This is a genomic window from Geodermatophilus sp. SYSU D00700 (assembly GCF_054050255.1).
This window is the reverse complement of the sequence record NZ_JBJGZA010000008.1, coordinates 22,689-40,786: the sequence shown is the minus strand read 5'-3', so window position 1 is coordinate 40,786 and position 18,098 is coordinate 22,689. Positions and strand designations below refer to the sequence as shown.

19 protein-coding genes and 1 other RNA gene are annotated in these 18,098 nt (G+C 73.4%); 11 read left to right on the top strand and 9 right to left on the bottom strand.

Annotated elements, in window-relative coordinates; translation table 11 throughout:
- Positions 1-12 precede the first annotated feature (12 nt).
- From ACI79V_RS08650 to ssrA, 11 genes are all read left to right on the top strand, one after another.
- Positions 13-1,062, top strand: a complete 1,050-nt coding sequence (locus ACI79V_RS08650; protein ID WP_456888339.1) for a hypothetical protein — start codon at positions 13-15, stop codon at positions 1,060-1,062.
- Positions 1,063-1,071: 9 nt separating this feature from the next.
- Positions 1,072-1,548, top strand: coding sequence for an SsrA-binding protein SmpB (gene smpB, locus ACI79V_RS08645; protein ID WP_456888337.1), 477 nt, complete (start codon positions 1,072-1,074; stop codon positions 1,546-1,548).
- Entirely contained in the window at positions 1,548-2,468 is a 921-nt protein-coding gene (locus ACI79V_RS08640) for an NADP-dependent oxidoreductase (protein WP_456888584.1), read from the top strand. Before smpB ends, ACI79V_RS08640 begins: the two co-directional genes overlap by 1 nt.
- Positions 2,465-3,358 (top strand): amidohydrolase family protein, encoded by an 894-nt coding sequence (locus tag ACI79V_RS08635; RefSeq protein WP_456888335.1) that lies wholly within the window; start codon positions 2,465-2,467, stop codon positions 3,356-3,358. The genes ACI79V_RS08640 and ACI79V_RS08635 overlap by 4 nt, the downstream gene beginning before the upstream one ends.
- Positions 3,359-3,736, top strand: a complete 378-nt coding sequence (locus ACI79V_RS08630) for a VOC family protein (protein WP_456888333.1) — start codon at positions 3,359-3,361, stop codon at positions 3,734-3,736.
- A gap of 43 nt (positions 3,737-3,779) precedes the next feature.
- A complete protein-coding gene (locus ACI79V_RS08625; RefSeq protein WP_456888332.1) occupies positions 3,780-4,787 on the top strand; it encodes a GNAT family N-acetyltransferase in 1,008 nt (335 codons plus the stop codon).
- A gap of 9 nt (positions 4,788-4,796) precedes the next feature.
- A complete protein-coding gene (locus ACI79V_RS08620) occupies positions 4,797-5,681 on the top strand; it encodes an SCO6745 family protein (protein ID WP_456888330.1) in 885 nt (294 codons plus the stop codon).
- Positions 5,678-6,211: a carboxymuconolactone decarboxylase family protein gene (locus ACI79V_RS08615; RefSeq protein ID WP_456888328.1), complete on the top strand. Its 534-nt coding sequence runs from the start codon at positions 5,678-5,680 to the stop codon at positions 6,209-6,211. Before ACI79V_RS08620 ends, ACI79V_RS08615 begins: the two co-directional genes overlap by 4 nt.
- A 45-nt stretch (positions 6,212-6,256) precedes the next feature.
- A complete protein-coding gene (locus tag ACI79V_RS08610; protein ID WP_456888326.1) occupies positions 6,257-7,870 on the top strand; it encodes an SLC13 family permease in 1,614 nt (537 codons plus the stop codon).
- Positions 7,871-8,138: 268 nt separating this feature from the next.
- Complete coding sequence (locus tag ACI79V_RS08605; protein WP_456873985.1) at positions 8,139-9,281, top strand: magnesium and cobalt transport protein CorA; 1,143 nt, start codon at positions 8,139-8,141, stop codon at positions 9,279-9,281.
- Positions 9,282-9,427: 146 nt separating this feature from the next.
- Positions 9,428-9,803, top strand: a transfer-messenger RNA (tmRNA) gene (ssrA, locus tag ACI79V_RS08600).
- 154 nt (positions 9,804-9,957) lie between these two features.
- Here ssrA and ACI79V_RS08595 read toward each other — a convergent pair.
- From ACI79V_RS08595 to ACI79V_RS08555, 9 genes are all read right to left on the bottom strand, one after another.
- Positions 9,958-10,554, bottom strand: a complete 597-nt coding sequence (locus tag ACI79V_RS08595) for an adenylate kinase (protein ID WP_456888324.1) — start codon at positions 10,552-10,554, stop codon at positions 9,958-9,960.
- A gap of 7 nt (positions 10,555-10,561) precedes the next feature.
- Positions 10,562-11,977 (bottom strand): NAD-dependent succinate-semialdehyde dehydrogenase, encoded by a 1,416-nt coding sequence (locus ACI79V_RS08590; RefSeq protein ID WP_456888322.1) that lies wholly within the window; start codon positions 11,975-11,977, stop codon positions 10,562-10,564.
- A 19-nt stretch (positions 11,978-11,996) separates the two neighbouring features.
- Positions 11,997-12,671, bottom strand: coding sequence for an SRPBCC domain-containing protein (locus ACI79V_RS08585; RefSeq protein ID WP_456888320.1), 675 nt, complete (start codon positions 12,669-12,671; stop codon positions 11,997-11,999).
- A 37-nt stretch (positions 12,672-12,708) separates the two neighbouring features.
- Complete coding sequence (locus tag ACI79V_RS08580) at positions 12,709-13,398, bottom strand: histidine phosphatase family protein (protein WP_456888318.1); 690 nt, start codon at positions 13,396-13,398, stop codon at positions 12,709-12,711.
- Positions 13,391-13,684: a putative quinol monooxygenase gene (locus ACI79V_RS08575; RefSeq protein WP_456888316.1), complete on the bottom strand. Its 294-nt coding sequence runs from the start codon at positions 13,682-13,684 to the stop codon at positions 13,391-13,393. The genes ACI79V_RS08580 and ACI79V_RS08575 overlap by 8 nt, the downstream gene beginning before the upstream one ends.
- Position 13,685: 1 nt before the next feature.
- Positions 13,686-14,534 (bottom strand): fumarylacetoacetate hydrolase family protein, encoded by an 849-nt coding sequence (locus ACI79V_RS08570; RefSeq protein ID WP_456888314.1) that lies wholly within the window; start codon positions 14,532-14,534, stop codon positions 13,686-13,688.
- Positions 14,531-14,986 (bottom strand): (2Fe-2S)-binding protein, encoded by a 456-nt coding sequence (locus ACI79V_RS08565; RefSeq protein WP_456888313.1) that lies wholly within the window; start codon positions 14,984-14,986, stop codon positions 14,531-14,533. The genes ACI79V_RS08570 and ACI79V_RS08565 overlap by 4 nt, the downstream gene beginning before the upstream one ends.
- A 73-nt stretch (positions 14,987-15,059) precedes the next feature.
- Positions 15,060-17,171, bottom strand: coding sequence for a xanthine dehydrogenase family protein molybdopterin-binding subunit (locus ACI79V_RS08560; RefSeq protein WP_456888311.1), 2,112 nt, complete (start codon positions 17,169-17,171; stop codon positions 15,060-15,062).
- Positions 17,168-17,998, bottom strand: coding sequence for an FAD binding domain-containing protein (locus tag ACI79V_RS08555; RefSeq protein ID WP_456888582.1), 831 nt, complete (start codon positions 17,996-17,998; stop codon positions 17,168-17,170). Before ACI79V_RS08555 ends, ACI79V_RS08560 begins: the two co-directional genes overlap by 4 nt.
- Between the last annotated feature and the right edge of the window lie 100 nt (positions 17,999-18,098).

Sequence of the window (18,098 nt, the reverse complement as noted above, 5' to 3'; positions counted from 1 at the left end):
TAGACAGCGGGCATGACGACGGTCGACGTCAGCGGTGTCCACGAGCAGGCGGCAGCGGGGGCGGGCGACGTCGACGCCGGCCGCGCCGACGTCCGCGCCGCGCTGCGGCGGCTCGGCGGGGTCGGCGCGTTCGGGTCCGACGACGAGGACCCCACCGAGGAGCTGCTGACCGCGGTGCGGATGGTCCGCCGGCTGGCGTCGGTGTCGCTGGCCACCGCCTTCGCCGCCTGGTCCCAGCGGATGGTGATCGAGTACCTGGGCGGCGCCACGCATTCCGGACCGCTCGGCGCCCTGGCCAAGGGGCTGCGCGCCTGCACAGTGGCCGGCGCCAGCGCGATGGCCCCGGCGGTCGCCGACCTCGCCGGCACCGGCACGCTGCCGGTCACCGCCACCCGCGACGGGGACGGCTGGCGGCTGTCGGGCACGGTCGCGTGGGCGTCGAACCTCTTCGACGACGCCGTCGTGGTCACCCCCGCGCGGATCCCCGACGAGGGCCGGCTGGTCGTGTGCCTGCGGCGCACCGACGACGGCGTGACCCCGACCGCGCTCTACGACCTGCTCGGCCTCAACGGCACCGGCACCGGCGGGCTGGAGCTCGACGGCGTCGCGATCGGCCCGGGGCAGGTGCTCAGCGACGACCTCGCCTCCTTCATGGCGGTGTGTCGGCCGGCGATGCTGCTGATGCAGACCGCGATGGCCGTCGGCGTCACCGACGCCGCGCTGGCCGCCTCGACCGAGCACCGGCCCGCCGTGCTGCGGGCCGACGGCGACGCCCTGGGCGAGCGGCGCGACGACACCGTGCGGCGGCTGGAGGACCTCGCCGGCGACCGGGTGGGCGTGCACCCCGGCGACCTGGCCCGGCTGCGGCTGGCCGCGCTGGACCTGGCCGCCGACGCGGTGCGGCTGGAGTCGGCGGTCGCCGGGGGAGCGGGCTACCTGGCCGGCAGCGACACCGCCCGCCGGGTGCGCGAGGTCGCCTTCCTCCCGGTGCAGGCGCCCACCTACGCGCAGCTGCGCCGGGAGGTCGCGGTGTCCGACGGTGGGCGGGCACCGGCCCGGTAACCTGGGGATATGCCGCGGGAACAGGGGCGCAAGCTGATCGCCCAGAACAAGAAGGCGCGGCACGACTACTCGATCCTCGACACCTACGAGGTCGGCCTGGTGCTCACCGGCACCGAGGTGAAGAGCCTGCGCGCCGGCCGGGCGTCGCTGGTCGACGGCTTCGCCACCGTCGACGACGGCGAGGTGTGGCTCCAGCACGTGCACATCCCCGAGTACACGCAGGGGACCTGGACCAACCACGCCCCGCGCCGCAAGCGCAAGGTGCTCATGCACCGCGAGGAGATCGACAAGCTGATCGGCAAGACCCGCGAGGGCGGCCTGACGCTCGTGCCGCTGGACCTGTACTTCAAGGACGGCAAGGTCAAGGCCACCCTCGCCCTGGCCAAGGGCAAGAAGTCCTACGACAAGCGCCAGGACCTCGCCGAGCGCGACTCGCGCCGGGAGATCCAGCGGGCGTTCGGGCGGTACGTCAAGGGCCGCCGGTGATGCGGGGGATCGCCTACGACCGGTTCGGCTCCTCCCAGGTCCTGACGCTGCGCGACGACCTGCCCGAGCCCCCGGTCGGGCCCGACACCGTGCTCGTCCGCACCCACGCCGCCGGGGTCAACCCGGTCGACGTCGGGATCCGCGAGGGGCACCTGGCCGCGGCCTACCCGCACCACTTCCCGATCGTCCCCGGCTGGGACCTGGCCGGCACCGTCGAGGCGGTCGGCCCGGCGGTGGTCGACCTCGCCCCCGGGGACGAGGTCATGGGCTACCTGCGCCGCGACGAGGTGCAGTGGGGGACCGCCGCCGAACTGGTGCCGGCGCCGCAGCGCTGTCTGGCGCGCAAGCCCGAGTCGCTGTCGTTCGCCGAGGCCGGGGCGCTGCCGCTGGCCGGGCTGACCGCCTACCAGGCGCTGACCGAGGCGCTCGACGTCGGCGAGGGCGACCGCGTGCTGGTGCACCGGGCCGCGGGCGGGGTCGGCTTCTTCGCCGTGCAGATCGCCGTCGCGCTCGGCGCGCACGTCATCGGCACGGCGAGCCCGCGCAACCACGGGTTCCTGCGTGACGCCGGCGCCGCCGAGGTCCTCGACCACTCGGCTGGGCCGGTCAGCGGGCAGCTGTCGGAGCCGGTCGACGCCGTCCTCGACCTCGTCGGCGGGGCGGCGCTGGCCGACGCCCCGGCGCAGGTGCGCGACGTCGCGCGCCTCGTCAGCGTCGTCGACCCGGCGGTGAACGGGATGGGCGGGCGCTACGTGTTCGTCCGGCCCGAGCGGCACGACCTCGAGGAGCTCGGCCGGATGGCCGACGCCGGCCAGCTGCGGGTGTCCATCGCCCGGGCGTTCCCGCTGGAGCGCACCGCCGAGGCCCACGACCTGGTGGCCGGCGGGCACGTGCGCGGCAAGGTGGTCGTCACGCTGTGACGGTCCGGCCGCCGGCGGGGGACGACGACGTCCCGCGGTTCTGGCGCGAGCTGGGCCTGCCCGGCCTGGTCGACGTCCACGTGCACTTCCTGCCCCCGCGGGTGCAGGCCAAGGTGTGGTCGTACTTCGCCGCCGCGGAGACCCACTACGGCGCCGCCTGGCCGGTGCACTACGCGCTGCCCGAGGACGAGCGCCTGGCCGTGCTCGGCCGGCTCGGCGTCCGGGCGTTCCCGACGCTGCCCTACCCGCACAGGCCGGGCATGGCGGCGTGGCTCAACGACTGGTCGTCCGCCTTCGCCGACGCCCACCCGCAGGTGCTGCGCTCGGCCACGTTCTTCCCCGAGCCCGAGGCGCCGCACTACGTCGCCGAGGCGCTCGACCGCGGCGTGCGGGTGTTCAAGGTGCACGTGCAGGTGGGTGGCTTCGACCCGCGCCACCCGCTGCTCGACCCGGTCTGGGCGCGGCTGGAGCAGGCCGGGACGCCGGTGGTCGTGCACTGCGGCTCGGGTCCGCTCGCCGGTGAGCACACCGGGCCCGGGCCCGCGGCCGGCCTGCTCGAGCGCCACCCCGGGCTGTGCCTGGTGATCGCCCACCTCGGCATGCCCGAGTACCGCGAGTTCCTCGACCTGGCGCAGCGGTACGAGCGGGTGCACCTGGACACCACGATGTTCGCCACCGGTTTCACCGAGCGGCTCATGCCCTTCGACCCCGCGCTGCGGCCGCGGCTGGCCGCCCTGCGGGACAAGGTGCTGCTCGGCAGCGACTTCCCGTCGATCCCGTACCCGTACGCCGAGCAGCTGGCGGCGCTGGCCCGGCTCGACCTCGGCGACGACTGGCTGCGCGCGGTGCTGCACGACAACGGCGCCCGGCTGTTCGCCCTGGAGGACTGAGTGCCCACGTTCCGGTTCACCGCCGCCGTCCTCGGCACCCCGGACCCGCGCGGCCTGGCCCGCTTCTACCAGCGGCTGCTCGGCTGGCCGATCCGCGACGACGAGCCGGAGTGGGCGACCCTGCGCCCCGCCGACGGCAGCACCGGGCTGTCCTTCCAGCTGGAGGCCGACCACGTGCCGCCGGTGTGGCCGCCGGAGCCGGGCACCCAGCAGATGCAGGTCCACCTCGACCTGGAGGTCGACGACCTCGACGCCGCCTGCGCGCTCGCCGAGGGGGCCGGCGCCCGGCAGGTGGGCGGCCACGAGGACGAGCACGAGGTGGTGCGGGTCTACGCCGACCCCGCGGGCCACCCGTTCTGCCTGTTCGTCCGGCGGTAATCCGGTCGCGGCCGGGGGAGGGACCGGCCTACCGTCCTCGTCCGTGGCCGACCTCCTCGCCGACGTGATGGGCCTGCCCGACGGGTTCACCGTCCGCCCGCTCACCCTCGACGACGCCGATGCCGCCGCCGGGCTGCTCGCGGCGGCCGAGGCCGTCGACGGCACCGGCGAGCACGAGGACGCCGACGACCTCACCGAGTGGTGGGGCAGCGACCTGGTGGACCTGGCCCGCGACGGGCGGGCGGTGGTGACCGCGGAGGGCCGGCTGGCCGGCTGGGCGACGTCGATCGTCTCGCGCGGCGGCCGCGAGGCCCTGCGCATCTGGGCGGAGGGCCGGGTCGCCCCGGAGTTCCGCGGCCGCGGCATCGGCCGCGCGCTGCTGGCCTGGCAGGTGCGCCGCGGCACCGCGCAGCACGCCGAGGTGGCGCCGGCCGGGCTGCCCGGCCGGCTGGTCGTCTCCGTGTGGCCGGCCATGACCTCGCTGGGGTCGCTCCTGCAGCGGACCGGGTTCGAGGTCGAGCGGCTGTTCGCCACCATGGAGCGCCCGCTGACCGACCTGCCCGGGGTGTCCCCGCCGGCCGGTGTGGAGCTGGTCCCTTTCGACGGGAACCGCGACGACGAGGTCCGCCGCGCACACAACGTCGCCTTCGCCGACCACCACGGGTCCACCGAGCGCGACGAGCAGGCGTGGCGGACCTGGTTCACCGGCGTCAAGGCGTTCCGCCCGGACCTGTCGGTGCTGGCCCTCGCCGACGGCGCCGTCACCGGCTACGCGCTGGCCTACGTGTACGACGCCGACACCCGCGCCACCGGCGTCCGCACCTCGCACCTGGGCCAGATCGGCGTGCTGCCCGCGGCCCGCGGTCGGGGGGTGGCCTCGGCGGTCATCGCCGCCGCGCTGGCCGCCGCCGCGGCCGGCGGCTGCGACCGGGCGGCGCTCGACGTCGACACCGAGAACACCACGGGCGCCTTCGCCCTCTACGAGCGCGTCGGCTTCCGCGTCGTCCGCACCTCCCACTCCTGGGCGTACCCGGTCCCGCCGCTCGCCTAGGGTGCCCGCATGGTCAGCGCCGATCAGCCCGCACCCGCCCTCGACCCGGTCCTCGTCGGCCGCGCGTACCGCGCGCTGGCGCCGCTGCACGACCACGTCTACTTCGTGCCCGAGACCGAGCAGCACCTGACGGCGGTCGGCCTGCGCCCGGGCCGGATGGTCTACTTCGCCGGGCGCGCGGCCCCGATGGGCGCCGTCGGCCCGGGCGTGGTGACGGCGACCTTCTCCAACTTCTCCCCGGCGATCGTGGCGCGGCACGTGCCGCGGGCCTGGACGCTGGCCACTCCGGAGCAGGTCGTCGCCGCGCGGTTCGCCGCCGCCCGCGCCTCGCTGACCCGGCTGCTCGGCGGCGAGGAGGCCGCCGCGGCGCCGGAGGTCGGCGAGCTCGGCGACCTGCTGGCCGAGGCGTGCGGCGTGCTGACCGCCGAGGGCCGGCCGCTCTACGCCGGGCACGCCGACCTCGCCTGGCCGGCCGACCCGGTCAGCCGTCTCTGGCACGCGGTCACCCTGCTGCGCGAGTGGCGCGGGGACGGGCACGTGGCCGTGCTGGTGCGACACGGGCTGTCCGGGCTGGAGGCGCTGCTCACCCACACCGCCACCGGCCGCGGCTTCCAGCCCGCCGCCGCCCGGGCGACGCGCGGCTGGACCGACGAGGAGTGGGCCGCGGGCCTGGCCCGGCTGGCCGCGCGCGGGCTGCTCGAGGGCGAGGCGCTCACCGACGCGGGGCGGGCGCTGCGGGCGGAGCTCGAGGCCGAGACCGACGCGCTCTCGGCCGCACCGTGGGTCCACCTGGGGCCCGAGCGGACCGGCCGGGTGGTCGAGCTGGGCAAGCGGCTGTCGACCACCGTCGTCGGCAACGGGGCCTACCCCTCCGGCGTCCTCGCCGGCCGGTGAGCGCACGGCTGCCCTCCGCCCCCGACGACGGCCCGGCCGCCGACCTGCTGCGCGCCCGCCGCGGCGGCGTGCTGACCGACCTCGACCGGCTGCTGCTGCACAGCCCGCCGGTGGCCGAGGGGTGGAACGCGCTGGTCGGCGCGCTGCGCGGCGGCACCACGCTGGCCGCCGACCTGCGCGAGCTGGTGGTGCTGCGGGTCGCGGCCCTCGCCGGAGCGGGGTTCCCGTGGGCCGCGCACGAGCCCATCGCCCGCCGCGCGGGGCTCACCGACGGGCAGCTCGAGGCACTGCGGGCCGAGGACGCCGCCGCCGGGCCGGGGTGGACGCCCGTGCAGGCCGCCGTCCTGGCCTTCACCGACGCGTCGGCCCGCGCCGTCGCCGTCCCCGGCGCGGTGTTCGACGCGGTCCGCGCGCACCTCGACGACCGGCAGGTGGTGGAGCTCGCCGTGCTGGTCGGGGCGTACGGGATGGTCGCCCGTTTCCTCGTGGCGCTCGACGTGCCGCCGCCCGGCGGCGAGGTGCCCGGCTGACCGGTCCTCCCTATGGTGTGGGTCACACCATCCGGGGGAGGCGTCATGGCCACGATCGAGCGCCCGGGCCAGCCCGGGCAGCGTACCGACGTCGACGCCGCGTTCCGCGGCTCGGCCACCTACCGCAGCCTGGGCGAGCAGCGGCTCAGCCCGGCCGAGGAGCGCTTCGAGAAGGGACGGCGCACGGTCGGGCTCTTCCTCGCCCCGGTCGTGACGATCGTCTTCGCGCTGCTGCCGCTGGACCTGCCGCGCGACCAGCACCTGCTCGCCGCGATCCTGCTCGGCGTCATCGTCCTGTGGATCACCGAGCCCGTGCCGATCCCGGTCGGCGGCCTCATCGGCGTCGGGGCGATCGTCGTCCTCGGGGTGGTGCCGGCGGACGACGCCGTCGCCCCGTTCGGGTCGACGACGGTGTTCACCTTCATCGGCGCCTTCATCCTCGCCGCGGCGATGCTCAAGCACGGCGTCGCCCGACGCTTCGCGATGGCCATCCTGTCCATGAAGTGGGTCGGCGGCTCGACCGCGCGGGTGGTCATCGCCTTCGGGCTGATCACCGCGCTGCTGTCGGCGTTCGTCTCCAACACCGCCACCGTCGCGATGCTGCTGCCCACGGCCATCGGCATCCTGTCGGTGATCGCCAAGCTGCTGCAGGACAAGGAGCTGGTGGCACCCGACTTCGACCCGCTGCGGCTGCGGGTGGGCGTCGCGCTGATGCTGATGCTGGCCTACGGCGCGAGCGTCGGCGGCCTGATCACCCCGGTCGGCACCCCGCCGAACCTGATCGGCCGCGGGCTGATCGAGGAGGCCACGGGGGAGCGGATCGGGTTCCTGCAGTGGATGCTCATGGCGCTGCCGATCTGCGCGCTGATGTTCGTGGCGCTGGCCGTCGTCCTGCTGCTGCTCAACCGGCCGGAGATCAAGCGGATCGAGGGCGTGCACGAGTACGTTCAGGCCGAGCGCGCCGAGCTCGGCCCGGTCTCGCGCGCGGAGCGGAACACGCTGGTCGCCTTCGGCATCACCGTGGCGCTGTGGATCACCCCGGGCGTCATCGCGCTGACCGCCGGCACCGACTCCGACGTCTACACGACGGTCAGCGACCGGATCGACGAGGGCATCGTCGCCGTCCTGGGGGCGTCGCTGCTGTTCCTGCTGCCCACCGACTGGAAGCGGCGGGAGTTCACCCTCAACTGGTCCGACGCCGCGAAGATCGACTGGGGCACGATCCTGCTGTTCGGCACCGGGATCATCTTCGGCTCGCTGCTGGCCGACACCGGGCTGGCCGAGACCATCGGCAACGCCTCGGCCGACACCCTCGGGCTGACCAGCACCTTCGCGATCACGGTGTTCGCGGTGATCCTCGCGATCATCATCTCGGAGACCACGTCGAACACCGCGTCCGCGGCGGTCGTCGTGCCGATCATCATCCCGGTGGCGGTGGCCGCGGGCATCAACCCGTTCGTGCCCGCGCTGGCGGCGACCTTCGCGGCGTCGTTCGGGTTCATGCTGCCGGTGTCCACGCCGCAGAACGCCATCGTCTACGGGTCCGGCGTCGTCCCGATCACCAAGATGATCCGCTCGGGCATCTCCTTCGACGTCCTGGGCGCGCTGCTGATCGTCCTCCTGCTGCCGCTGATGGTCGGCCTGGTCCTGGACGTGTGACCGGACGCCTGACCGGGGGGTGAACGGAGGGGGAAGTCATCCCCTCGGACGGGCGGGCCCGTCGGGAGTCGTGTCACGATGGACGACGGCCGTACGCAGGGAGGCCACCGACGGGAGGGAGGGCGAGGGCATGCGCAGCGAACCGCCCAGTCCCAGTCCCGAGGCCCTCCTCACCACCTGATCTCCCGGCCGCCGTGCGCGCCGGGGTGCCGGTGCGTGGAGGGCCGCTGCTGAGTCCTGTCACCCAGCGTCCTCCGGGAGCCCCGCCATGGCCGACCGCCGCCTCGCGCCCCTCACCGCCCTGTCCACCCTGGGCCGCCGCCCGCGCCCGCCGGTGCTGCGTCCCGCCCCGCCCGTCCCGCCGGCGCCCGTGGAGCCGGTGCGCCCGTCGCGGCTGGTGGACAACGCCGTGTACGCCGGTGGCCGGCGCATCGCCACGCCGCCGTCGGCGGAGGAGAGCCACGACTGGCTGACCGAGGGCTTCGACGACCGCATGGTGTGGCTGGGCCTCTACCGGCCCGAGCCGGCCGAGCTGGGGGAGCTCGCCGAGCAGTACGGGCTGCCCGAGCTGGCCGTCGAGGACGCCATCCAGGCCCACCAGCGGCCGAAGTTCGAGCGCTACGGGGACACGCTGTTCGTCGTCCTCAAGGCCGCCCGGTACCTCGACGCGGCCGAGGAGGTGGAGTTCGGCGAGCTGCACCTGTTCCTCGGGCGGCAGTTCGCGATCACCGTGCGGCACGCGGAGTCGCCCGACCTCGCCCGGGTGCGGCGGCGGCTGGAGAGCGAGCCGGCGCTGCTGGCCAAGGGCAGCGAGGCGGTGCTGTACGCGATCCTCGACGCCGTCGTCGACGGGTACTCGCCGGTGGTCGCGGGCCTGGCCAACGACATCGACGAGATCGAGACCGAGGTCTTCCGCGGGGACCCCGGTGTCTCGCGGCGCATCTACGAGCTCTCCCAGGAGGTGCTGGAGTTCCAGCGGGCCGCCCGGCCGCTGACCGGCATCCTCGCCGCGATCACCGCGGGGTTCGACAAGTACGGCGTCGACGAGGACCTGCGCAGCTACCTGCGCGACGTCGCCGACCACGTCACCCAGGTCAACGAGCGGATCGAGGCCTTCCGGCTGCAGCTGCGGGACATCCTCACCGTGAACGCGACGCTGGTGGCGCAGCGGCAGAACGACGAGATCCGCGAGCTCACCGAGGCCTCGATCGCCCAGGGCGAGGAGGTCAAGAAGATCTCCGCGTGGGCGGCCATCCTGTTCGCCCCGACGCTGGTGGGCACGGTGTACGGGATGAACTTCCAGGAGATCCCCGAGCTGACGTGGCACCTGGGCTATCCCTTCGCCCTGGTGCTGATGCTCGGGGTGAGCGTGACCCTGTACGCGGTGTTCAAGCGCCGCGACTGGATCTGACGCGCTCGTGTTGATCATCGGATGCGTGCACGACGACACGCCGTCGCACGGCGTGTCGAGTGGCACCCATCCGATGATCAACGCGCCGTGGCGCCGGGGGAACAACCCGGTGGCGGTCCCGGTTACGATGGGTGCACAACTGCACAGGGGGTGAATGGTCTCGACTGCGGTCGGGTGACCAGGGGAAGCGAGCCGAGGAAGCCGACGATGAGCTCGTTAACCACGCGTCGGAAAACACACAAGCGCCGACAACAGTCAGCGCGCGTTCGCCCTCGCTGCCTGATCAGCGAGTGTGACGCTGTCAGCCCGGGTTCCGTCATCGGCCCGGAGTCTGGCATCAGCTAGATGACTCACCGTGCGTGCCGGTCGCGGGCGTGCACGGGACACCTCACAGCGACTGGGCCCGTCATCCCGACGTGTTCGTGCGATCGGGAGGGCCGAGCAGAGACAGAGCGGACTGCGCTCGGAGAAGCCCTGGTGATGCGTCGCAGGACGCGGGTTCGATTCCCGCCACCTCCACCCCACCCCGGGGTGCTGGCGACAGGCCGGCACCCTGGTTGGCGAGAAGCCGGGGCCACCGCGACCAGCGGTGGCCCCGGCTTTCGTCGTCCATGGGCCCAGCGTCTCGGCCGTGTCGGTATCCGGTGTCGGCCGGGGGCGGCAGTATCGACTCCTGTCAGGGGATGGGGAGCGCTCTGCGGCCCAACGCGTTGAGGGCCCGCACGGTCACCGCGTCGATCTCACCCATGGCCTTGATCGCACGTAGGAGACCGGCCTCGGCGTAGAACGCCGTCAGTGGCGAGGTCAGGTCTCGGTAGACCTCCAGGCGGCGGCGCACCGTCTCGGGCTTGTCGTCCTCGCGCATGGTCCACTGGCCGTCGACCAGCATGCGGCGGCCGGAGAGGCGACGGACGACCTCGGCCTCGTCGACCACGAGCTCGAGGACGTGGTCGAGTCGGTGCCCTTGGTGAGCAAGCGCCTCGTCCAGGCGTTCGGCCTGCGGGATCGTGCGCGGAAAGCCGTCCAGGAGGAAGCCGCGGGCGGCATCAGGCTCTGCGAGCCGGGCCGAGACCATGGCGACCGTGATCTCGTCGGGGACGAGGTCGCCGGCGTCCATGAACACCTTGGCCTGTCGGCCGAGATCCGTGCCGCCGCTGACGTTGGCGCGGAAGATGTCGCCGGTGGAGATCGCCGGGACACCCAGTTCTCGGGCGATGATCTGAGCTTGGGTGCCCTTGCCGGCACCGGGCGGTCCGAGCAGCACGACGCGCATCAGTGCCTCATTCCGTCGCCGGACCGGCCGGCACGACACCGGTTCCGATCACGTAGGTGCGGGTGTTGGTGAACTCGAGCGCCCCGGCTTCGCCCAGTTCGCGGCCGTAGCCGCTGCGCTTGGTCCCGCCGAACGGCAGGCGGGGGTCAGAGGCGACGACGGCGTTGACGAACAGCGCACCCGACGTGATGCGCCGGCCCACGGCCAGGGCCCGCTGCGGGGCGCTGCTCCACACGCTGGCGGCCAGCCCGTACCGGGTGGCGTTGGCGACGCGGACCGCCTCGTCGTCATCGGAGACGGTGACGACGGCGGCCACCGGACCGAACGTCTCCTCGGCCATGACCGGCATGTCGGGCGTGACGTCGGTGACCACCGTCGGGGCGAACCAGGCGCCCTCGCGGTCGAGCCGCTGGCCACCGACGAGCACGCTCGCCCCGGCCGCGACCGACTCGCGGACCTGCCGTTCGAGGCCGTCGAGCAGGTCGGCGCGGGCCATCGGGCCGATGGTGGTGGCCGGATCGGTCGGGTCACCGACGCGGAGGTCGGCGACGGCGGCCGCGAACCGGCGGCTGAACTCCTCGGCCACGGCCCGGTGGACGACGAACCGCTTGGCCGCGAGGCAGCTCTGCCCGGAGTTGATGAAGCGGCTCTTGACCGCGCCGGCGACAGCGGCGTCGAGGTCCGCGTCGTCGAGGACCACGAAGGGGTCGGAGCCGCCGAGCTCCAGGAGGCTCTTCTTGATGACCCGTCCGGCGGTGGCGGCGACCGCGGAGCCGGCGCGCTCGCTGCCGGTGAGGCTCACGGCGGCGATCCGGTCGTCCTCGAGCAGCGCCTGGCTGACCGCAGGGACGTCCTCCTCGGCGACGACGATGCTCCGGAACGCGTTCTCCGGCAGCCCGGCGTCGCGGAAGACCTGCTCGACGGCCAGCGCGCAGCCGGTCACGTTGGGGGAGTGCTTGAGGATGGCCGTGTTGCCGGCCAGCAGGGTCGGTGCGGCGAACCGCAGCACCTGCCAGAACGGGAAGTTCCAGGGCATCACGGCGAGGACGACGCCGAGGGGCTCGGGCGCCACCCAGCTGCGCTGGTCGCCCGTGTCGACGTCTCTCGGCGCGAGGGCGGCCGGCCCGTGGTCGGCGTAGAAGTCGCATGCCGTGGCGGACTTCTCCACCTCGGCGCGCGCCTCGACGATCGGCTTGCCCATCTCAGCAGTCATCAGGGCGGCGAGCTCGTCGGCCTGCTTGCGGAGTTGAGCGCCGATCGATCGGACGACCTCGGCCCGCTGCTCGACTGGGGTCCCGGTCCACGCGGCTTGCGCCTCAGTGACGGATGCCAGGACGGACAGGGCCTCGCCGACGTCCGAACCGGGGTAGCTGGTCAGGGTCTCGCCGGTGGCCGGGTTGACCGTGGTGACGGTGGAAGGCACGGGGGCTCCTCGGTGCGGGTCAGCGGCGGTTGCCGAGCCGGCCGATGGCCCAGCCCAGGACGAAGACGTCAGCGAGGACCAGGGCGGCGGCCAGCCGACGGCGGACCGTCGGCGAGATGCCCAGCAGGGCGAACGCGTCGAGCTCGGCGGCGGCCGGAGCCGTCACCGCCGGCCGAGCGGCCACCGGGACGGGAGACGTCGCCGCTGCGGCCTGCGTCGGCGTCGAGGGCGCAGCGGCGGGAGCGCCTTCGTCCGAGGTGAGGAGCGTGGCGAGGTTGCCGGCGAACTGAGCGACGATCTTGTTGGCGACGTCGTTCATCACCCCGCGGCCGAACTGGGCCGGCTTGCCGGTGATGTTCACGTCCGTGGTCGTGGCGACGGTGGTGGTGCCGGCGTCCTCGGTCAGCCGCGCGGTCACCGTGGCGCTGGCCGAGCCGTTGCCCTTGGCGTCCTTGCCGGAGCCCTCGATGACGACCGTGCGCGTCTCCGGGTCGACGTCGACGAAGCGTGCCGTCCCCCGGTAGCTCAGGCCGATGGGCCCGAGCTTGATCTTGACGTTGCCGGTGAAGCTGTCGCCGTCGACGGACTCGAGGCTGGCCCCGGGCATGCAGGGCGCGATGCGCTCGGGGTCGTTGAGGGCCTTCCACGCGGTCTCGATGGGCACGGGGACGGCGAAGGTCTGGGTGAGTTCCATGTGTCTGCTCTCGAGTCGTCGTGCCGGGTGTCCGGCGTCAGGTGCGGTCGATGGCGAAGGTGCTGACCCGCAGGGATCGGTCGGAGAGGACGGCGTACTCCAGGCCGCCCACCCAGGGCGGCTCCCCGGGGTCGTCGCCGAGGTGGGCCAGCGCGCAGGCGCGCAGGACGGGGGAGTGCGTGACCGCGACGGTGAGCCCACCGGAGGGGCCGCCCGGGTCGGCCAGGCTGCCGGCGAAGGCGTCGATGCGGCGGGCGAGGGTCGTCGCGTCGTCACCGGGGACGTCCGGTAGCCGCAGCCACCAGCCGATCTGGTCGGGGTGGTCGAAGAAGTCGGCGAAGAACGGGTTCGTCGCCGCCTCGTCCTCGGCCATCCCGGGGACCTGCTCGGCCAGCGCGGCGGCGCTGCTGACCATGTCGACCCGTTCCCCTGCCACGTAGATGTCGGGATTGCGCAGGGCGAACGCGACGCGGGGCCCCTCGACGTCCGCCCCTCCGCTCCGGGCGCCCTCGGCCACGGCATCGGCGGTCTGCCGCGTACGCAAGGTGCCGCCGGTCAGGACGCGGAAGGCGGCGTGCTCCTTGCCGAGTTCGCGGCCGACCTCGCGGGCGATCTCCACCCCGGTGGCGGTGAGCGGGACGTCACCGCGGTGGGAGGCGATCTCGCTGTGGCGCACCAGCAGGAGCCGGTGCGCCACGGCGACGTCCGTGCCGGTCGGCTCAGACATCGATCGTTTCGTACGTCTTGACGCTGCGCTCGGCCAGGTACTCGATGACGTAGCCGAACACGTTCTCCTGGAAGTGCGGCGTGTTCTTGTGGTCCTCGTAGGCCTGGGCGTCGACGTACTGCTCGTAGAGGAAGAAGGTCTCCGGGTCCTCGGGGTTGACCTGTGCCTGGTAGAAGACGTTCCCCGGCTCGGCGCGCGACAGGGGCGTCATCTTCTTGATCACGTCGGTGACGCGCTTGGCCTCTCCGGGCTTGGCCTTCCACGTGGCTGCGACGACGAATGCCATGTCAGTGGTCCTTCCGGTTGGGTGTTCCGACGGTGTTGCGCAGGACGCCGATGGGTCCGGCCTCCATCTCGATGACGTCGCCGGGCTGCAGCCAGCGGTCCAGCTCCAGGCCCGAGCCCCCGGTGGCAGTGCCCGAGCCGAGCACCTCGCCGGGGAGGAGGGTCTGGTCCTGGGCGGCGTAGGCGATGAGGTCACCGAAGCCGTGGTGCATGGCCGCGGTGGTGTCGCCGCCCCAGCGCTCGCCGTTGACGCGGACCTCCAGCTCGAGCGTGGCGAGGTCGATCTCGTCCGGGGTGGCGATGCACGGGCCGAGGACGTTCGAGCCGTCCCACTCCTTGGCCTTGGCCGGCCCCATCCCGACCGGCAGCTCGCGCCGCTGGACGTCGCGGGCGGACATGTCGTTCCAGATCGTGAAGCCGAAGACGTAGTCCAGCGCCTCGGCGGCGGTGACGTCCCTGCACGGCCTGCCGATCACCGCGGCGAGCTCGAGCTCGTGGTCGAGCAGCTCGGTGTACGACGGCCAGGTCAGCTCGGTGTCCGGGCCGGTGACCGTGCTGCCGACGCTGCGATAGAAGGCCGGCACCTCGTACCACTCGGCGGGGATGTCGCGGCCGAGGTTCTTGAACGCGTTCTTCAGGTGCCCCTCGAAGGCGAGGAAGTCCCGGAAGGACCGGGGTTGCAGCGGCGCGAGCAGGCGAGCGTCCGGCGCCGGACGCTCTGTGCCGATCGGGGCGCCGGCCTCGATGAACGCGATCATGTCGCCGTCGAAGCCGACGTCGAGGACGGTGTCGCCGTCCAGGCGTCCCACCCGGCCGGTGCCGTCGGGAGCTGCGTAGGTCACGTACCTCACGAGCCGACCTCCTGGACCGCGTCGATGATCTTGACGTAGCAGCCGCAGCGGCACAGGTTGCCGCCGAGGGCCTCGGCGATCCGCTCGCGGGACGGGCAGGTGCCGCTGCCGGCGCACTCGCCGAGGAAGGCCTTCGAGGTGAGCACCATGCCGGGGATGCAGTAGCCGCACTGGAAGGCGTGGTGCCGGTCGAAGGCCTGGACCACCGGGTCGTCGTCGGGCAGCCCCTCGACGGTGGTGATCGCGCGGCCCTGTGCGAGCGGGGCGAGCATGATGCACGACGAGATGGGCTGGCCGTCCACCAGCACGGTGCAGGCGCCGCACAGGCCGACACCGCAGGTGCCGCGCGCGCCGAGCAGGCCGAGTTGGTCGCGGAGGACCTCCAGCAGCATCACGCCCTCGTCGACCTCGAGGTCGACCGGGGCGCCGTTGATCTGCAGGGTGATGTTCACGCGTCCTCCTCGCTGGCGCTCGTCGTACGCGCGAACACCGTTGCTCTGTTCTCTGGTGACCTCGCACGCTCGGTCACGCGGGCTCCTTCGCGCAGGCCAGCACCCGTTCGGGGGTGAGGGGCAGCCGGGTGGGGGAGTAGCCGTGGCTGGCGAGCGCGTTGCCGATGGCCGGCGGGACGGGGGGCAGGGCGGTCTCGCCGAGGCCGTGCACCTCGGCCCCCTCGAGCTCGAGGATGGTCTGGGTGATCGGCGAGCAGTCGAGGGCGGAGGGGATGTTGTAGTCGGAGAGGTTGGGGCCGACGACCTGCCCCTCGTCGAAGGTCATCTCCTCGAACAGCGTGGTGCCGAGGGCCATGATCATCGAGCCCTCTTGCTGGAGCTCGGCCGCCGCCTTGTTGACCACACGGCCCGCGTAGGAGGAGGCGTGCAGTCGGCGGAGGGTGAGGACGCCGGTCTCCTCGTCCACCTCGACCTGGGCTGACGCAGCGCCCTGGTGCCAGTGGGAGGACGCCACGCCCTGGCCGGTGTCGAGGTCCAGGCCGCCCTCGTTGGCGATGCGCCCGTGCCCGTGGTCGGTGCCGTTGTCCTTGAGGTCGGCGACGGCGGCCTCGAGTGCGCGGCTCATCATGTGCGTCGAACGGCTCGACGTCGTCCGGGTGTCGTACGGCACGCGGTCGGTGTCCGGCGGCGGCACGTCGACCTGGTCCGCTTCCACACCGAGCAGCTCGGCGGCGAGCTGAGCGATGGCCCTGGCCGAGCCCTGGCCCATCTCGGTGGTGGCGCTGAGCACCTCGTACCGGTCCGGGCCCACCCGGCGGATGCCGACCTCGGCCTTGCTCGGGGTCTGCATCCCCTTGAGCATCACGGCGATGCCCTTGCCGGGGTTGGGTCCGCCGGGCCGCCAGTCGACCGCGCGCGCGGCGTCGTCGAGCAGCTCCTCGAAGTGGACGTCGTGCATGGTCTCGCCGGTGCAGTACACGTCGCCGTCGACGAGGACGTTCCTGCGCCGCAGCTCCACGGGGTCCATGCCGAGCCGCTCGGCCATCAGGTCGGTGACGCGCTCGGAGGCCCACACCGACTGGGTGGCTCCGTACCCGCGGTAGGCGCCGGCGGGCGGGAGGTTCGTGTAGATGCAGTAGGAGTCGACGGCGACGGCGTCGAAGCGGTACGGGCCCACACCGGCGTAGCCCATCTTCATCGCGACGCCGGGCCCGCAGTCGGCGTAGGCGCCGGTGTTGACCCAGCACCACACGCGCTTGGCGACGAACCGGCCGTCGCGGGTGGCACCGAGCCGGATCCGCACGGTGGCCGCGTGCCGGGTGATGGTGACGAACTCCTCGTCCCGGTCCAGCACCAGGCGCACAGGGCGGTTCACGCGCTGCGCGGCGGCGGCGGCGATGGCCTCGGTCCGGACGAAGGTCTTTGCGCCGAACGAGCCGCCCATGGGTGGGACGACGACGCGGACGTCGGACTCCGGGACGCCGAACAGCACAGCGAGGTCCTGGCGCATGTTGAACGGCGTCTGGGTGCCGGTGGTCAGCTCGAGCCGGCCGTCGGTCCAGGTGGCGATGCAGGCGTGCGGCTCCATCGGCACGTGCTGCACCGCCGGCATGTAGAAGGTCTCGTCGACGATCACCTCGGCGGCCGAGAAGCCCTCCGCGGCGTCGTCGGGCTCGGGGTCGGCGCTGTAGGGCTCGCCCTGGGGGATGCCGTTGGTGCGGATCCGGAAGCGGTGGCAGATGTTCGTGCCCTCCAGCGGCCGCATGCCGAAGTAGGCGGAGTCGCTGGAGCTGACCGGGATCGTCTCGTGCACCAACGGCGTGCCGGGGCGGAGCGCCTCGCGTTCGTCGAAGACGGCCGGCAGCTCCTCGTAGCTGACGTCGACGAGCGCGGCGGCGGCGCGCGCCGAGGCCTCGTCGGGCGCGATGACGACAGCGACCGGGTCACCGATGTGCCGCGCGGTGCCGGCCAGGATGTGCTGGTCGCGGATCTGCGCGCCGTAGCGCCCCAGGCCCTCGACGTCGGCCGGGGTCAGGACGACGACCCCCTCGGGGACCATCGACGTGTCCACGTCGGTGACCCGAGCCGAGGCGTAGGCGGAGCGCACGACTCGTGCGTGCCACATCCCGGGAACCGTCAGGTCGACGGGGTAGCGCAGCTGGGCGCGGATGCGGGGGTCGGTCATGCCGCTGCCTTCCGTGAGGTCAGGGCCGCCGGTGTGAGGTCCTCCAGGGCGCGGCGGACCTCGACGGCGATGGCGCGGGTGCGGTAGGCGGCCGACCCGCGGTTGTCGCTGATCGGTTCGATGCGCTCGGCGTAGCCATCGGCGACCGACCGGACGCTGGCGTCCTGGCCCGGCACCCAGGTGGCGCAGAGGTCGGGGAAGAACTGCGGACGCCCGGAGACCGCGCCCACGACGACGGACACCGTCCCGTCGTGCAGCGCCGCGGCGACCGCCACGCTGGGCCGGTCCTCCTGGCTGCGGGTGCGCAGCTTGCGGTAGGTGGTGTGGTGCCGCCCGCGGGGGACGAGCACCCGGGTGATGAGCTCGTCCTCGGCGAGGCTGGTCTCGTAGTGGTCGAGGATCAGGTCGGCCACGGGGATGCGGCGCAGCCCCCGGACGCTGAGCGCCTCGACCCATGCCCCGCAGGCGACCAGCATGGCGGGCGGGTCGGAGGCGTAGTCGGCGTCGCCGAGGACGCCGCCGATGGTCGCCGCGTTGCGGACACGGGGGCTGGCCACGACGGCGAAGACCTGGCGCAGTCCCGGCCATCCGGTGGCCACGTCGGGGTGCAGCTCGATCTGCCGGTGGGTCACCATCGCCCCGAGAGCCAGCTCGGCGCTGGTGTTCATGTGCCGCAGCTCGCGGATGTTCTGCAGCGAGATCCACTCGTCGCTGTCGAGCAACCCCTGCCGGGTGAGGATGCCGACGAAGGTGCCTCCGGCCACCACGGTGGCATCGGGGTGGGCCGCCTTGAGTTCCACCGCCTCGGCGACTGTGCGGGGCGCCATCCAGGTCACGTGTGCTCCCTGTTCGTGGTTCGTGTGCTCGACGGGCATGGCTCCGCCGGGGAGCACGGCGACTCGGGCCGCCGTGCCCCCGGCGAGCCGT

What these genes read in the sequence shown, in the direction of transcription:
- ACI79V_RS08640 (WP_456888584.1), top strand. Translation starts at nt 1,548, where the DNA reads ATGCGGGGGATCGCCTACGACCGGTTCGGCTCCTCCCAGGTCCTGACG.
- ACI79V_RS08580 (WP_456888318.1), bottom strand. Translation starts at nt 13,398, where the DNA reads ATGTCTGAGCCGACCGGCACGGACGTCGCCGTGGCGCACCGGCTCCTG.
- ACI79V_RS08575 (WP_456888316.1), bottom strand. Translation starts at nt 13,684, where the DNA reads ATGGCATTCGTCGTCGCAGCCACGTGGAAGGCCAAGCCCGGAGAGGCC.
- ACI79V_RS08605 (WP_456873985.1), top strand. Translation starts at nt 8,139, where the DNA reads ATGGCCGACCGCCGCCTCGCGCCCCTCACCGCCCTGTCCACCCTGGGC.
- ACI79V_RS08620 (WP_456888330.1), top strand. Translation starts at nt 4,797, where the DNA reads ATGGTCAGCGCCGATCAGCCCGCACCCGCCCTCGACCCGGTCCTCGTC.
- ACI79V_RS08560 (WP_456888311.1), bottom strand. Translation starts at nt 17,171, where the DNA reads ATGACCGACCCCCGCATCCGCGCCCAGCTGCGCTACCCCGTCGACCTG.
- smpB (WP_456888337.1), top strand. Translation starts at nt 1,072, where the DNA reads ATGCCGCGGGAACAGGGGCGCAAGCTGATCGCCCAGAACAAGAAGGCG.
- ACI79V_RS08585 (WP_456888320.1), bottom strand. Translation starts at nt 12,671, where the DNA reads ATGGAACTCACCCAGACCTTCGCCGTCCCCGTGCCCATCGAGACCGCG.
- ACI79V_RS08555 (WP_456888582.1), bottom strand. Translation starts at nt 17,998, where the DNA reads ATGGCGCCCCGCACAGTCGCCGAGGCGGTGGAACTCAAGGCGGCCCAC.
- ACI79V_RS08650 (WP_456888339.1), top strand. Translation starts at nt 13, where the DNA reads ATGACGACGGTCGACGTCAGCGGTGTCCACGAGCAGGCGGCAGCGGGG.
- ACI79V_RS08610 (WP_456888326.1), top strand. Translation starts at nt 6,257, where the DNA reads ATGGCCACGATCGAGCGCCCGGGCCAGCCCGGGCAGCGTACCGACGTC.
- ACI79V_RS08595 (WP_456888324.1), bottom strand. Translation starts at nt 10,554, where the DNA reads ATGCGCGTCGTGCTGCTCGGACCGCCCGGTGCCGGCAAGGGCACCCAA.